General features: G+C 61.4%; 16 protein-coding genes. 10 read left to right on the forward strand and 6 right to left on the reverse strand.

Annotation, left to right across the window (positions count from 1 at the left end; genetic code table 11):
- Positions 1-6: 6 nt before the first annotated feature.
- A complete protein-coding gene (gene rdgB / locus GRI38_RS04550; protein ID WP_160681707.1) occupies positions 7-645 on the reverse strand; it encodes an RdgB/HAM1 family non-canonical purine NTP pyrophosphatase in 639 nt (212 codons plus the stop codon).
- Entirely contained in the window at positions 642-1,355 is a 714-nt protein-coding gene (rph, locus tag GRI38_RS04555) for a ribonuclease PH (RefSeq protein WP_160681708.1), read from the reverse strand. The genes rdgB and rph overlap by 4 nt, the downstream gene beginning before the upstream one ends.
- 128 nt (positions 1,356-1,483) lie before the next feature.
- Here rph and hrcA point away from each other — a divergent pair, with 128 nt between their 5' ends.
- The 3 genes from hrcA (at position 1,484) to GRI38_RS04570 (ending at position 3,483) form a co-directional block, all read left to right on the forward strand.
- Positions 1,484-2,503 (forward strand): heat-inducible transcriptional repressor HrcA, encoded by a 1,020-nt coding sequence (gene hrcA, locus GRI38_RS04560; RefSeq protein WP_237487347.1) that lies wholly within the window; start codon positions 1,484-1,486, stop codon positions 2,501-2,503.
- A gap of 14 nt (positions 2,504-2,517) precedes the next feature.
- Complete coding sequence (gene grpE / locus GRI38_RS04565) at positions 2,518-3,120, forward strand: nucleotide exchange factor GrpE (RefSeq protein ID WP_160681710.1); 603 nt, start codon at positions 2,518-2,520, stop codon at positions 3,118-3,120.
- Between the two features lie 69 nt (positions 3,121-3,189).
- Positions 3,190-3,483: a glycine zipper domain-containing protein gene (locus tag GRI38_RS04570; RefSeq protein WP_160681711.1), complete on the forward strand. Its 294-nt coding sequence runs from the start codon at positions 3,190-3,192 to the stop codon at positions 3,481-3,483.
- A gap of 60 nt (positions 3,484-3,543) precedes the next feature.
- On the opposite strand, the gene GRI38_RS04575 is transcribed toward GRI38_RS04570, so the two are convergent.
- The 3 genes from GRI38_RS04575 to GRI38_RS04585 are packed head-to-tail and all read right to left on the reverse strand — an operon-like array spanning position 3,544 to position 5,122.
- Positions 3,544-4,125, reverse strand: coding sequence for a hypothetical protein (locus tag GRI38_RS04575; RefSeq protein ID WP_160681712.1), 582 nt, complete (start codon positions 4,123-4,125; stop codon positions 3,544-3,546).
- Positions 4,122-4,595: a vgr related protein gene (locus tag GRI38_RS04580; protein WP_160682466.1), complete on the reverse strand. Its 474-nt coding sequence runs from the start codon at positions 4,593-4,595 to the stop codon at positions 4,122-4,124. The genes GRI38_RS04575 and GRI38_RS04580 overlap by 4 nt, the downstream gene beginning before the upstream one ends.
- A gap of 41 nt (positions 4,596-4,636) precedes the next feature.
- Complete coding sequence (locus GRI38_RS04585) at positions 4,637-5,122, reverse strand: copper chaperone PCu(A)C (RefSeq protein WP_160681713.1); 486 nt, start codon at positions 5,120-5,122, stop codon at positions 4,637-4,639.
- 163 nt (positions 5,123-5,285) lie between these two features.
- On the opposite strand from GRI38_RS04585, the gene dnaK reads away from it, so the two are divergent.
- The 3 genes from dnaK (at position 5,286) to GRI38_RS04600 (ending at position 9,414) form a co-directional block, all read left to right on the forward strand.
- Complete coding sequence (gene dnaK / locus GRI38_RS04590) at positions 5,286-7,229, forward strand: molecular chaperone DnaK (RefSeq protein ID WP_160681714.1); 1,944 nt, start codon at positions 5,286-5,288, stop codon at positions 7,227-7,229.
- A gap of 76 nt (positions 7,230-7,305) precedes the next feature.
- Positions 7,306-8,427 carry a molecular chaperone DnaJ gene (gene dnaJ / locus GRI38_RS04595; protein ID WP_160681715.1) on the forward strand — a complete coding sequence of 374 codons (1,122 nt, stop codon included), beginning with the start codon at positions 7,306-7,308 and terminating at the stop codon, positions 8,425-8,427.
- A 96-nt stretch (positions 8,428-8,523) separates the two neighbouring features.
- Positions 8,524-9,414 (forward strand): MBL fold metallo-hydrolase, encoded by an 891-nt coding sequence (locus GRI38_RS04600; RefSeq protein WP_160681716.1) that lies wholly within the window; start codon positions 8,524-8,526, stop codon positions 9,412-9,414.
- Here the strand turns inward: GRI38_RS04600 and GRI38_RS04605 are convergent.
- The gene (locus GRI38_RS04605; protein ID WP_160681717.1) at positions 9,393-11,774 is read right to left on the reverse strand and encodes a patatin-like protein; all 2,382 of its coding nucleotides are present in this window, start codon (positions 11,772-11,774) and stop codon (positions 9,393-9,395) included. The two genes, GRI38_RS04600 and GRI38_RS04605, sit on opposite strands and share 22 nt — an antisense overlap.
- A 108-nt stretch (positions 11,775-11,882) precedes the next feature.
- Here GRI38_RS04605 and GRI38_RS04610 point away from each other — a divergent pair, with 108 nt between their 5' ends.
- The 4 genes from GRI38_RS04610 to GRI38_RS04625 are packed head-to-tail and all read left to right on the forward strand — an operon-like array spanning position 11,883 to position 14,632.
- Positions 11,883-12,281: a GFA family protein gene (locus GRI38_RS04610; protein WP_160681718.1), complete on the forward strand. Its 399-nt coding sequence runs from the start codon at positions 11,883-11,885 to the stop codon at positions 12,279-12,281.
- Positions 12,282-12,286: 5 nt separating this feature from the next.
- Entirely contained in the window at positions 12,287-13,654 is a 1,368-nt protein-coding gene (gene radA, locus GRI38_RS04615) for a DNA repair protein RadA (RefSeq protein ID WP_160681719.1), read from the forward strand.
- A gap of 28 nt (positions 13,655-13,682) precedes the next feature.
- Positions 13,683-14,210 carry a CvpA family protein gene (locus GRI38_RS04620; RefSeq protein ID WP_160681720.1) on the forward strand — a complete coding sequence of 176 codons (528 nt, stop codon included), beginning with the start codon at positions 13,683-13,685 and terminating at the stop codon, positions 14,208-14,210.
- On the forward strand, positions 14,207-14,632 hold the full coding sequence (locus tag GRI38_RS04625; RefSeq protein ID WP_160681721.1) for an iron-sulfur cluster assembly scaffold protein: 426 nt from the start codon (positions 14,207-14,209) through the stop codon (positions 14,630-14,632). Before GRI38_RS04620 ends, GRI38_RS04625 begins: the two co-directional genes overlap by 4 nt.
- Positions 14,633-14,641 lie beyond the last annotated feature (9 nt).

Consider the following 14,641-nt stretch of genomic DNA (forward strand, 5'->3'; position numbering starts at 1 on the left):
CCAGTTCTAGCTGGGGAATTGCTCCGCGACCAGCTTCGCAAAAGCATCCGCCCGGTGACTGATGGCGTGCTTGCGGTCAGGTTCGATTTCGGCGAACGTTTTATCGCTCCCTTCCGGCACGAATACCGGATCGTAACCGAAGCCGAGTTTTCCTCGCGGGGGCCAGACGAGCGAGCCGGGGGCAAATCCTTCGTAGACAGCGTGTTCCCCGTCCGGCCATGCGATGGCGAGTACGCAATGGAAAGCCGCCTGCCGGTCCACGTGGGGACCTCGTTCTGCAAGCAGTCCCTCGACCTTGCCCATGGCCATGTACCAGTCGCGCCCGGGCTCGCCTTCGAACCATTGCCGCTCGGCCCAGTCGGCAGTGTATACCCCCGGCCTTCCGTCGAGCGCTGCGACCGACAGCCCGCTATCGTCGGCGAGCGCGACAATGCCGGATGCTTCGGCGGCCGCGCGAGCCTTGATCAAAGCGTTTTCGACAAAGCTTCGTCCGGTTTCGGGCGGTTCTGGCAAACCGAGCGACCCTGCGGAAATGCATTTCAGTCCATGCGGCTCCAGCAACGCACCGATCTCTTTCAGTTTGCCTGCGTTGTGGGTCGCGATAACCAGCGAGCCTGAACCGAGACGCCGTTCGGTATTCGTCATTTCACCGCATCTGCCTGTGCAGCGAATATCTGCCCGCAGCCGATCTTGGCAAGCCGCAGGAGGCGTAAAAGCCCTTCCTCATCATAGGTTGCGCCTTCTGCAGTCGCCTGAACTTCCGCAATCCGCCCGCCCTCGATCAGAACGAAATTCGCGTCCGCATCGGCGGTGGAATCCTCGTCGTAGTCCAGATCGAGAACCGGCGTGCCCTTATATATCCCGCAGGAGATTGCGGAGACCCGGGCGGTAATCGGATCTGCCTTCAACGCGCCAGACGCCATCAGCTTGTTCACTGCGATCCGCAATGCGACCCATGCGCCGGATATAGCGGCGGTGCGCGTTCCGCCATCGGCCTGGATGACGTCGCAATCCAGCGTGATCTGCCGCTCGCCCAGCTTTTTCAGATCGACGACCGCGCGAAGCGATCGGCCGATCAGACGTTGAATTTCCTGCGTGCGGCCCGATTGCTTTCCCTTAGCGGCCTCCCGCATTCCGCGAGTATGTGTTGCCCGGGGCAACATCGAATATTCCCCGGTGACCCACCCTGCGCCTTTCCCGCGAAGCCAAGGAGGCAAGCGCTCTTCGATGCTGGCGGTACAAAGGACGCGCGTGTCTCCGAACCCGATCAGGCAGGAGCCCTCGGCATGACGGGTGAAACCGGTTTCGATGGTAATAGCGCGCATTTCGTCGGGCGCGCGGCCTGATGGTCGCATGTGTCACTCCTGTGGCGATTGCTTTGCCGTGGCCTTGGGCCAGGTTGCAAGCGCGATAAGACCTTCGCCCTTGTCGCCGCAAGCCCAGCGGCTAAATTGTTTCGATGGCCGGCTTTCGAGCAGATGATATGAGCGACCGTGCGCGGGAAATCTTTCGCCGCGTGGTAGAGACCTATCTCGAAAAAGGTCAGCCGGTCGGTTCGAAGGCACTCGCGAGCGAGCAGGCAATCAATCTCTCACCGGCGTCCATCCGCTCGGTGCTTGCCGAACTGGAAAGCGCGGGGCTGCTCGCTGCGCCTCATACGAGCGCGGGGCGGATGCCGACCATCAGCGGCCTGCGGCTTTTCGTCGACGGAATGATGCAGGTGGCGGAACCCAACGCGCAGGAGCGGGCTGCGATCGAACAGAGGGTCGCGGGCAGCGGTCCGATCGAGGAAGCACTGGCTAATACCAGTGCCGTCCTTTCCGATCTTTCGGGGGCGGCGGGAATGGTTCTCGTACCGACCCGCGAAGCGAGATTGTCACAGATGAGCTTCGTTCCATTGGGAGATAGACGAGTTCTCGCGGTCCTGGTGGCGGATGACGGACAGATAGAAAACCGCATCATGAACCTGCCCGTCGACGTTCCCTATTCAGCGCTGGAACAGGCTGGAAATTTTATCACTGCGAGGTTGTCCGGGACGAGCTTGGCGGAAGCTGCGCGGTCTATTTCGAACGAAATTTCGAGCGGGCGCAGCGCCCTTGACGATGCCAGCCGTGATCTCGTGGCGCGCGGTCTCGCCGTATGGAGCAAGGATGCCAGTCAGCGACGGGTCCTCATTGTTCGGGGGCAGGCCAATCTGCTCGACGAAAGCGCTCTCGACGATCTCGACCGGGTGAAGCGCCTGATCGACGATCTCGAGAACAAACAGTCCGTCGCCGAACTGCTCGAATCCGCGCGCGATGCCGAATCGACGCGGATCTTCATCGGTTCGGAAAACCGCCTGTTTGCCCATTCCGGATCTTCGGTAATCGCCGCGCCATATCGCGACGGCGAAGGGAAAGTGGTCGGCGTCCTCGGGGTCATCGGTCCGACGCGGTTGAATTACGCGCGGCTAGTGCCCATGGTGGATTTCACGGCCCGATCCCTGGGCAAAATCATCAGCTGACTGGAACTTACGACGTGAATAACGACAAGAACAATGCGCCCGATGACGCGGCGGTGGCCGAGGAATTGAAAGGCGTTCCCGAGGAATTTCTCGAGGATGGGAAAGACCCGGCGGAAGAGGGTAAGGACGATAGCGGATCGAGCGAAGGCGATGCGATCGCGGCGCTCAAGGCCGATCTCGAGGCGGCAAAGCAGGATGTCCTTTACGCACGTGCCGAAACCCAGAATGTCCGGCGTCGCATGGAAAAGGACGTTGCCGACGCACGCAATTACGCTGCGACCGGGTTCGCTCGCGACATCTTGTCGGTGTCCGACAATCTCGACCGGGCCGTTGCGGCGATCCCACCGGAATTGCGCGAAGACGAAAAGATGCGCGGCTTCGTCACCGGTATCGAAGCGACCCAACGCGAACTCGCAAAGGTGTTCAGCCAGAACGGAATCACCCGCATCGCAGCGATGGGATTACCGCTCGACCCGAACCAGCATCAGGCGATGCTCGAAATCCCGACCGCGGACAAGGAACCTGGGACTATCGTCCAGGAAATGCAGCCCGGCTACATGATCAAGGACCGGTTGCTGCGCCCCGCGATGGTCGGCGTCGCAAAGAAACCCGACTGACGGATTTCGCTTGGAACTTTCGTGGTTTGCAGCCGTAAGTTGCCGGGGGCAATGTTACTGGAGAATGCCATGAAGACCAAGATACTGCTCGCACCTGCATTGGCCCTTTCCGCCTTGCCCCTCGCCGGCTGTGCGGAAAACTATGCAGCCGAAGGCGCCATCGGCGGAGCTGCCGCTGGTGCCGGACTTGCCGCGATCACGGGCGAAGATATCGAGACTTATGCCCTTGCCGGCGCACTTGCAGGCGGTGCTGTCGGCTATTTCGTCGACAAGGACGATGGCTGCGACGGTTATAATAACGATCGCTATCTCGACGACGACTGTTTCGGTCTCGACGGATATCCCGACGATCCGCGCTACTGATCGGCGGAACTCGTTACCAAAAGGGCCGCTTCTGCAACGGAGCGGCCTTTTTCCATGGCGTCACACGATCAGGTAAAGGACGAGATACCGGGCGATAAGCACGCTGAGGATCGTCGCCTGAACGGCCCTCCGACGGAAGATCATCGCTGCACCCATGAGGCCGACGAACAGGACGGTCATTCCCACGCTGAGCGGTGAAAGCAGAACTGCAGTCAGTTCGCTCATTGTGAGCAGGTAGGCCCATTGCACGAAAACGAGAGCGATCAGGATGCCGAAGACCGTTCTCGAAATGCGAAAATAATGCGTGTCCAGATTTGCGAAGCTTTCCGGTCGCTCAGGAAAGACGAGCCGCGCAGCCAGATAGTAAGCGCTGGAAAACGCCATGACGCCGATCAGCGTTGCCGGTGTCACGCTGATGAGATCGCGCAAGGTCCAGGCAAATATCCAGAACGACATCAGATCCAGCATGACGAAGATCGCCAACAGCGGCGTCAGCCATCCTATCGAGAACTTCGCCTCCTCGCCCGCGGCATCGAACGCGAATTCAAGCTCCAGCGCACGACCCAGCCCCGAAAGCAGCGCTACCAGCGAAAGACCGAGAACGAGGGCATAGAGAATGAAGACGAATTCGAACTCGGTCACCGATCCGCCCCCGGAAAACGCACGAGCAGGTCATAAGCTGCGGGATCGCCGATCCCCGCGACCTTCAAACCGTTCCTCAGCCAGAAGGCGTGCTTGATTATCTCGGCCTGCTGCTCGATGCCGTAGCGGCCGAGGGACCAACCGGGTTTCAGCGAGTAGTCGTATCGGCACCACGGGTGGCGATTGAGGACGAGCCACCAGTCTCCTTTCGTCTGAGCCTGCCAGACATGCGCCATTTCATGGATGAAGAGACCCGCCCGGAGAACCGGAACCTTCGAGAAATCATCGCAATAGGCATCGCCGCCAGGATGGAAATGAATATGGCCGCGCGGAGCCATCGTGGTTTGGCGCGGCTGAAAGGGAAACCACTTTCGGCGCCTAATGGTGACTTTCCGGTAGTCGATCGCATCGCCATAGACGCTTCGCGCCAAGGCTATTTCGCCGGAAGTCAGTGCGCGCTCCCCGCCCACGGGGCAGGGTGGCGGCACCTCATTTTCGGCTACGACTGGGTTCAGCGATCCTCTCCAGCCTCTTGAACGGTTGCGGGGAAGCTGAACTTGTCGCCGCCAAGAACCGTCAAAGTCACCTCGACGGTGTCTCCTGCCGTCAGGTTTGCCGGCAAGTCATGCGCCATCAAATGGCGACCGCCCGGCTCGAACGTAGCGGTGGAGCCTGGCTCGATCATCAGCGGCGCCATGTCGGTCATCTGCATTTCGAGGTTCCATTCGGACATCTCGTGCATGTCGGTGCTGCTCGCTCCTTCGACTGAGGCGGCGCGAACCACCAGATTGCCTTCGCTCCGATTGGCAAGATCGAAATAGACCGCCCCCGGATTGCCCTCGACCGCGGGCAGGACGAGCCGCGCATTCTCGGCTGCCAGACCGGTCTCGGACGGTGCCGGAGCTTCTTCGGCGGTTTCGCCGCAACCCGATAGCGCCAACGCACTCGCCGCCATGAAAGCTGCGAAGCCGCGACGTGAAATGAATGTCAAAGTCATGCAATTACCCCTGTCCCAGATCGGCTTTTTCCTACTGAACTCGTTCTCTTGTGCCAACAAAAACCGCACCTATATCCCCTTCCGTGATCGAGCCGCCGAACGGTTCCGCTTGGTTCGAGGGAACCAGCCGCGCGGCGTCCAACCAATGAGAAATGGGGAAACAATGTCAAAAGTAATCGGTATCGACCTCGGCACGACGAACAGCTGCGTTGCCGTAATGGATGGCGGGAAGCCGAAAGTCATCGAGAACTCCGAAGGTTCGCGGACGACTCCTTCCATCGTTGCTTTCACGAAGGATGGGGAGCGCCTCATCGGTCAGCCGGCAAAGCGCCAGGCGGTGACCAATCCCGACAATACGCTGTTTGCGATCAAGCGCCTGATCGGTCGCCGGTTCGACGATCCGATGACGAAGAAGGACATGGAACTTGTCCCCTACGACATCGTCAAGGGCGGCAATGGCGACGCATGGGTCGAAGCCGGCGGCGAGAAGTATTCGCCGAGCCAGGTTTCCGCCTTCATTTTGCAGAAGATGAAGGAAACGGCCGAGAGCTATCTCGGCGAGACGGTCAGCCAGGCAGTCATCACGGTTCCTGCCTACTTCAACGACGCGCAGCGTCAGGCGACGAAGGATGCCGGCCAGATTGCCGGCCTCGAAGTCCTGCGCATCATCAACGAGCCGACTGCGGCAGCGCTCGCCTATGGCCTCGACAAGAATGACGGCAAGACCATCGCCGTATATGACCTTGGCGGCGGTACCTTCGATATTTCCATCCTCGAAATCGGCGATGGCGTCTTCGAAGTGAAATCGACGAACGGCGACACGTTCCTCGGTGGCGAGGACTTCGACAGCGCGATCGTCGAATGGCTGGCAGACCAGTTCAAGAAAAAGGAAAACATGGACCTGCGGAGCGACAAGCTCGCTTTGCAGCGACTGAAGGAAGCAGCCGAGAAAGCCAAGATCGAGCTTTCCTCTTCGCAGACTACCGAAGTCAACCTGCCCTTTATTACCGCCCGCATGGAAGGCGGTTCGTCCACCCCGCTGCACCTCGTCGAGACGATCAGCCGGTCGGATCTCGAACGGATGGTCGGCGATCTCATCAAGCGGACGCTTGAGCCGTGCAAGAAGGCATTGAAGGATGCCGGCATGGAGAAGGGCGAAGTCGATGAGGTCATTCTCGTCGGCGGCATGACCCGGATGCCCAAGGTCCGCGAGACGGTCGAGGAATTCTTCGGTTCGAAGCCGCATACCGGCGTCAATCCGGATGAAGTCGTCGCCATGGGTGCCGCCATTCAGGCTGGCGTGTTGCAGGGCGACGTCAAGGATGTCCTGCTGCTCGACGTGACGCCGCTTTCGCTCGGTATCGAGACGCTCGGCGGGGTCTTCACGCGCATGATCGATCGCAACACGACGATCCCGACCAAGAAGTCGCAGACCTATTCGACTGCCGAGGACAACCAGCAGGCCGTGACGATCCGCGTCTTCCAGGGCGAGCGGGAAATGGCCGCCGACAACAAGATGCTTGGCCAGTTCGATCTCGTCGGAATTCCTTCCGCGCCGCGGGGTGTGCCGCAAATCGAAGTTACTTTCGACATCGATGCGAACGGTATCGTCAACGTCTCGGCAAAGGACAAGGGTACCGGCAAGGAGCAGCAGATCCGCATCCAGGCGTCGGGTGGTCTCAGTGATAGCGACATCGAGCAGATGGTGCAGGACGCCGAGAAGTTCGCCGAGGAGGACAAGAAGCGCAAGCAGTCCGCCGAAGCGCGCAACCAGGCCGACAGCCTCGTCCATACGACCGAGAAGCAACTTGAGGAAAATGGCGACAAGATCGACGCTTCGCTGAAGTCCGATGTCGAAAGCGCCATCGCCGAGACCAAGACGGCCCTCGAAGGCGACGATGTCGATGCCATCAACGCCAAGGCGCAGGCCCTGAGCGACGTTGCTATGAAGATGGGTCAGCAGATCTACGAGAAGCAGCAAGCCGATGGCGGTTCCGCCGATGCTGGCGAGGCTTCCGACAGCAGCGCCAACAAGGCGGATGACGATGTGGTCGATGCCGAATTTTCGGAAGTCGGCGAAGACGACAACGCAGACGCCAAGGGCTGACAAGTCCGACGGACACGACCGCCATCGTTGCCCTTAAGGGGTGGCGGTGGCGGATCGCTTTTGGACGGGGAAGATTATGTCAGCGACCGACATCGACTATTACGAAATGCTCGGAGTGGAACGCTCCGCCGATGGTGCGACGATCAAGTCGGCCTATCGCAAGCTTGCCATGCAATATCATCCGGACCGCAATCCGGGCGATGCCGAATGCGAGGCCAAGTTCAAGGCGATCGGGCAAGCCTATGAGTGCCTGAAAGATCCGCAGAAACGGGCGGCATATGACCGCTTCGGCCATGCTGCTTTCCAGCAGGGAATGGGCGGGGGCGGCCATGCTCACGGTCAGGATTTCGGCGATATAGGCGATATTTTCGAGACGATTTTCGGAAGCGCTTTCGGCGGCGGAAGTCGCCAGCAGGCGCGCCGCGGCGCAGATATGCGCTACGACATGGAAATTTCTCTCGAAGATGCGTTTCACGGCAAATCGACGGAGATCGAGGTCGAGGTCTCGCAGACCTGCGAGACGTGCGACGGGCTTGGGGCGGCTCCGGGAACCGGCGTTCGGGCCTGCAATCTTTGCGGCGGCCACGGAAAGGTTCGGGCGAAGCAAGGCTTCTTCGTGGTCGAGCGACCCTGTCCCAACTGTCACGGCCGCGGCGAAGTCATCGAGAAACCGTGCAGCGATTGCCGGGGCGAGGGGCGGATCGACGTCGCCCAGTCGCTCGCGGTCGACATTCCGCCGGGCGTCGATACCGGGACGCGTATCCGTCTGTCGGGTAAGGGGGAGGCGGGGCCGCGCGGTGCGCCTCCGGGGGACCTATACATCTTCGTGCACATTCGCCGCCACGACGTTTTCGAGCGTGAAGGCACGACGCTTGCCACCCGCGTTCCGATCAGCTTCACGACAGCGGCGCTGGGCGGTTCGGTCGACATACCCGACATGTCCGGCGAGACGAATACCATCGACATTCCGGCGGGCATCCAGTCCGGTCGTCAACTGCGCAAGCGCGGAGCGGGAATGCCTATCCTCCAAGGGCGCGGGCGCGGCGATCTGGTGGTGGAGATACAGGTAGAGACGCCGACCAAGCTGACGAAGCAACAGCGCGAGATACTTTGTCAGTTCCGCGAGACCGAAACGGGCGACGAATGCCCGCAGAGCCGCGGCTTCTTCGACAAGCTGAAAGGCGCGTTCGGAGCGTAACGAGCAGACGTTCGGCGGGAACTCGACAGGGGCGTGCAAGCGACTTACGGTCGTATGCGCATGAGCCGTTGCCCTTGCGCCTAGAGGAACTTGCCGATGACCCTTCGCCTTTCCGCCGCTACCGTTCTCTCGATCGGGCTGCTTGCCACCCCGCTTCAGGCGCAACGCGATTTCAGCGAAGTCGAGATTACCGCGGAAGAAGTCGCACCGGGCATCGCGGTCCTGTTCGGGGCGGGTGGCAATCTGGCGGTGAGCTACGGCGAGGATGGCACCATTCTGGTCGACGATCAGTTCGCGCCGCTGACTGCGAAGATCGAAGCGGCCATCACCGAACTGGGCGCCAAACCCGTTCAATATCTCATCAACACGCACTGGCATGGCGATCATACCGGCGGGAACGAGAACTTTGCCAAGAAGGGCGCACAGATCTTCGCTCATCACAATGTCCGAAGCCGCCTCGCCAGTGGCAGCCAGCCCGAGGGCAATACGCCTCCTGCTCCGGCTGCCGCCTTGCCCGTCGTGACTTACGGTCAGGGGATCACGATGCACGTCAACGGCGATACGGTCGACGTGATGTTCGTCGGCGGAGGCCATACCAATGGCGACAGCATTGTCCGCTGGCGTGAGGACAATGTCGTCCACATGGGCGATCTCTACTTCAACATCCCCGGCTTTCCCTACATGGACATATCGAGCGGCGGCAGCGTGCTCGACGCCATGAATTCGCTCGATGTCATCCTGCCCATGCTGGATGAGGAGACGGTCGTCATACCAGGCCACGGCACGGTTTCGACAAAGGCCGAACTAACCGCCTATCGGGCGCAATTGGGTGCAATGGTCGATCGCGTCCGAGAATTATATGAGCAGGGTATGACGCTTGAAGAGGCGCAGGCGGCATCACCCCTTGCAGGCTTCAATGAGGGCGAGGAGGGGTTCAAGGATGCCGACGACTTCGTCGAGATGGTCTACGAGTCACTCGGAGACTGACCAACCGCGTCATCCTCGGCGTCGCGTTCCTCCGTTTCTTCGGCCGGAAGTCTGGCCTCGACTTCGGCCCGCAGACTCGCAACGAGATCGGCGCTATGCGTCAGTCGGTCTTCCTCTTCATCGAGGATCGCGAGAAACGCATCGCGCTTGTAAGATCGGCAGAGCCGGTCGGAAACGCCGTCCTCGATCGTCGAACAAACGAGATCGATCATCCGCTCCGCGCCGTGCAGGCGGCCCCATAGATAATCGTTCTCGCGGTAGGCGCGGCTGAAAAACGCCCCGAAATTGTAGAATTCTATTCCGCGTAAAGTCGCGCGCGTTCCCCCCTCGCGGATGGAGCGTGCATCGTCGGGCGAGATGCGGTCGACCTTCACTGGGTCGTACTCGTTATACACCTCGTTACGCAGCAGCGGGAACGTGGCGATGTCGTAATAGGGAAAGCCGAGATAGGTGAGCAGCATGCGCCGTTTCAGGTCCTTAGGCATCGCCGCCATAGCCTCGGCCAGCATCTCCTCCGCCCGTTCGTCGAGTTCGGGGAGCAACCGCCGCTCTGCGATCAGATCGATGACCCGCCCGGCGTCCTTCGCGATATCGCGTGCCGCCTCTGCAAATTCGGGTCCGAGATACTCCTCGCTTTCCCGCGCGTAATAGAGCGCCAGAATATCGTAGATCGCCTGCCGCGCTTCCTCGACCGCCGACACGGGGATGTCAGGATCGATCTCCCAGTCGCGCGCGAGACGGCGTGTGAGCAGCCGCAATCGGCGCAACCGAAAGTCGATGTCGTGGACGCGAAAGAACGCGATGGCCTCCTCGCTCGCACCGCCCCCCGGTGCGCCCAGATTGGTAAGGCCGCGCTCCGCAAATTCGCCGCGCAGCAGCGCCTCGATCACCTGCAGCGAAGGCTGATCCGGCCCGCCGCCCGCGTCGGCCACCAGCTTCGCAAGGTTTTCCACGATGTTCGAGAATTTGGTCTGGGCATAGGCTTGGAACGCGAAGCCGGCACTGCTCGCGGCCGCCTGCTGCGCCTTGGCGCGCCAGTTCTTCAGGCGGCGCGGCGTGGGCGTATCGAGGAAGAAGGTTCGTCCGAACAGCCGCTCGACCTCGCCTTCGACTTCGTCCCGCAGCGCCTTGATGATGCGCTGAATGCGCACCGCCTCGCGCGATTGATCGGCGATCGTTTCGAGATTGTCGCGGATCGGCTGCTCGCGCGGAATGGTCGAGAGCGAGCCAAAGATCGCCGCGAAAAAGCCAACGGGTTCCGCCATGTCGTCGTCGCCAAGCGATCCGATCCGGTCCGGGCGCGGGTCGATATAGACGAACCGCCGGTCGACTTCGCGCTGGACAGGTCGCTGGGGAAGAGCCGCGATCGCACCGGAAAACGGCGCGTTCACCAGAACCGATCCGTCGATCAGCGAGGCGTTATGCTCATCACCCTGCTTGTGATGAACCGGCATGATCCGTTCGAGAAAGTCGGAGCGCGTCGGCCAAGTGGCCCCGCTATCCTCTGCCAGCTGGTCGATCTCTGCGACGCGCAGCGGCGGAAAGGCTCCGGGAAAGCTGGCAGTCGCACGGGCCGCAAAAGTCAGCTCGTTGATGTCTGCCAGTCCCATGCCACCCTCCCGCGGGACGCGGACGGCAAAAGAGATTGGCAGGCGATGTTCGGTTTCCTCGACGACCGGGGGGCTGTTGAGCCTCAAATACTGGATGTGTCCGCGAAAATCCGTCGTCGTGACGAACAGGTCGATCGGATGATCGGGAGGCAGCAACGGCTTCTCCGCCGGCGTTTCCCGCATGGTCGTGATGGCACCGGCGAGCAGCTTGCTAAAACCGATCCCCGAAAAGGGCGGCTGGAACCACCGCCCGCGCACCAGGCTCGACAGCTTGCGGGCGACCTCGGTGCGCGTCTCGGGGGCGACGCTCTCGCTAACGGCGCTGTCAGGGCGACTCATGAGCCACCAGACGAGCGGCTGCGCCCAGAACTTGGCGAAGCGCCAGACGGGGCGGGCATCCGGATCGACCAGCTCGTCGATATCCGCCATTTCCAGCCATAGGTCGGTCAATGGCTCCAGCGAATGTCCCGAATGGATCGCATCGGCGAGGAAGACGGCATTGATCCCCCCTGCGCTCGCCCCGGTCAGGATGTCGGGGAGCACCCGCAGGCGCAGATCATGCTCCGCTTCGATATCGTTGAAGATGCGGCGATAGACGGCGCTCGACCCCGACGCCTCGACACCTTCGCCATGGAAATCGCGACTGGCCCGGGCGAGGTGCCATAATTCCTTCGTGACGCCATGCATGTAGACGGCAAGGCTGACGCCGCCGTAGCAAACCAGTGCGATCCGTAACTCTTTCTGCCGCATCGCGGCCTTTCTGGCAGGTCGGAAAAACTATGGCCAGTAGGCAATTGCGAGATTGCAAAATCCGGTCGTTCTCTTTACGTTCCAGATCGTGGAAAGCGGGAGTGTCGGATGCTAGAGGGAAGTTGTTGTTGCAAGGCGGTGCGGTTCACCGTCAGCGAACCGCCCGAAATGATGGCGACATGTCATTGCAGCCGTTGCCGGAAGGTTGGGATGAGCACCTTCGTTTTCGTGAAGTCCGATGCCTTCTCCCTCGTCGACGGTCACTCGCAAATTTCCGTCTATGAACCCGAAGAGAGCTTTCGCTACCGCCGAACTTTCTGCAGCCGCTGCGGCACTTCGCTTGGCGAAATCGGGAGTTCCGGCGACAGCTTTCCGGTCCCTGCCAATTGCTTCGACGATCCGCTGAACCTCAAGGTGCGGTTCCATGAATTCGTGCGGGAGAAGCCTGAATGGGCGGTAATCTGCGATGACGCGAAACAGTTCGAGGGCCACCCGGTCGCATCCTGAATATTATGGCTAAACCGAAACGAAAATATGTCTGTCAGGCATGCGGCGGGGTGTCGCATCGCTGGCAGGGACAATGTCCCGATTGTGCTGAATGGAACACGCTGTCCGAAGAGGCGCCGGCAACCGTCTTTTCGCAAAAGCATGACCTCTCGAGCGGCGGGCGATCGGTGGAATTCGTCGATCTTGACCGGCCGGGCAAGCTGCCCGAGCGGCAGGCGACAGGCCTCGCTGAATTCGATCGGGCGCTGGGCGGCGGGCTCGTGCCCGGCTCTGCGATCCTGATGGGCGGCGATCCGGGCATCGGCAAGTCGACCCTGTTGCTGCAAGCGGCGGCTAACATGGCGCGGGCGGGTGTCGAGACCTGCTATGTCAGTGGCGAGGAAGCTGCGGGACAGGTGCGCCTCCGCGCCGCCCGGCTAGGCCTTGCCGATGCGCCCGTGAAATTGGCGGCGGCAACGTCGGTGCGCGACATCCTGACGACGCTCGGACAGATGGCAACGCCCGGTCTCCTGGTCATCGATTCGATCCAGACAATGTATTCCGACACGATCGAGGGTGCTCCCGGAACGGTGAGCCAGGTGCGCGGCTGCGCCTTTGAACTGATCCGCTATGCGAAGGAGAACAACGTCGCTTTGGTCCTCGTCGGCCACGTGACGAAGGACGGGAACATTGCCGGGCCACGCGTTCTCGAACACATGGTGGACGTGGTGATGAGCTTCGAGGGCGAGCGCAGCCACCAGTATCGGATCCTCCGCGCACTCAAGAACCGTTTTGGCGCGGTCGACGAGATCGGCGTGTTTGCCATGGCCGGCGACGGGCTGGAGGAAGTCGCGAACCCCTCGTCGCTGTTCCTTTCGGGCAGGGACGAACCGCTGGCGGGCAGCGCCGTCTTTCCCGCGATCGAGGGAACGCGACCCGTCCTCGTAGAGATACAGGCCTTGATCGTGCGCCTGCAATCTGGGGCAACTCCGCGCCGCGCTGTCGTGGGCTGGGACAATGGGCGGCTCGCCATGCTGCTCGCCGTTCTCGAATCCCGCTGCGGGCTCAACTTCTCCTCGGCCGAAGTCTATCTGAACGTTGCAGGCGGCTACCGCCTTGCCGATCCTGCAGCCGATCTGGCGGTCGCGGCTGCGCTCGTCTCCGCCCTCTCCGACAAGCCGCTGCCGAAGGATAGCGTCTGGCTGGGCGAGGTTTCATTAGCCGGAGAAATTCGCCCCGTTGCCCATGCCGGACTACGTCTGCGCGAAGCGGCCAAGCTCGGTTTTGCCGCCGGATACGGACCTGCCGATGTCGAAAATCCGGCAAAGCAGCTGCGCTATGTCGGACTGGCGCAATTGCTCAACCTCGTTGACCGCGCGATGACGGGAAATTAACCACGCGAGACGTAACGACGGGATCGCAATGACAGGCTTCGACATCATCGTGCTGACAATCGTGGGCGTGGCTGCCGTCGGCGGCTTCATGCGCGGCGTCGTGCAGGAAGTGCTGTCGCTTGCTGCCTGGATCCTGGCGATCGCTGCGATTCGCGTGCTGCACAAGCCGCTGACCGATCAGCTGGGAACGCAACTCGGCGATACGACGACAACGTCCATTCTCGCTTTCGTTCTTCTGCTGCTCATTCCCTATGCAGCGATGAAGGTCATCGCGACCAATGCCGGGAAGGCCGCGCGCAGTTCCGTCCTCGGTTTCATCGATCGTATCCTCGGCTTCCTGTTCGGAGCCATCAAGGGCCTCATCATCGTCGTCATCGGTTTCTCGGTTCTCGTCCTCGGCTTCGATACGATCTGGGGCATGAAGGGCCGACCGAACTGGATCGCGACGGCCCGCAGCTACGAATTCATCGATGCAAGCTCGCGCAGCATGGTCGAGATCATCGGCGAGCGACGGGCACGGATGCGGGCCGCAGACGCCGCTGCAAACGAGGAATGAGCGGCAGTCCGGCCCTTTATTCGCCGCGCCTCCTCGGACTTGCCGTCACGCTGGCGGACTATCCGATAGGCGAGCGCATGACCCTTTCCGAAAGCGTGCGGTCGCGAACCTGCGGCAGCATCGTGACGGTCGCCTTCGACCCGTCCGACACATCGAAGATCGGTATCTCCGCATCGGCCTGCGCCGTCGGTCAGGCGGCGGCGGCGATCTTCGTCGCTGATGCCGAGGGTCGCGAAGCCTCGTCGATTTCTGCCGCGATGGACGCGATTGCCTCCTGGCTCGACGATAACGGGCCGCTTCCCGACTGGGCCGACATCGAAGCGCTCGCTCCTGCCATCCCTCACAAGGGGCGGCACGAAGCCATCCTGCTGCCGTGGAAGGCCGCGGCGGTCGCGCTTTCCAAAGGCGTGACGGCTGGCTAAGGCTGCCCT

Origin of the sequence: Parapontixanthobacter aurantiacus (genome assembly GCF_009827635.1) — a bacterium.
GTDB classification, from domain to species: domain Bacteria; phylum Pseudomonadota; class Alphaproteobacteria; order Sphingomonadales; family Sphingomonadaceae; genus Parapontixanthobacter; species Parapontixanthobacter aurantiacus.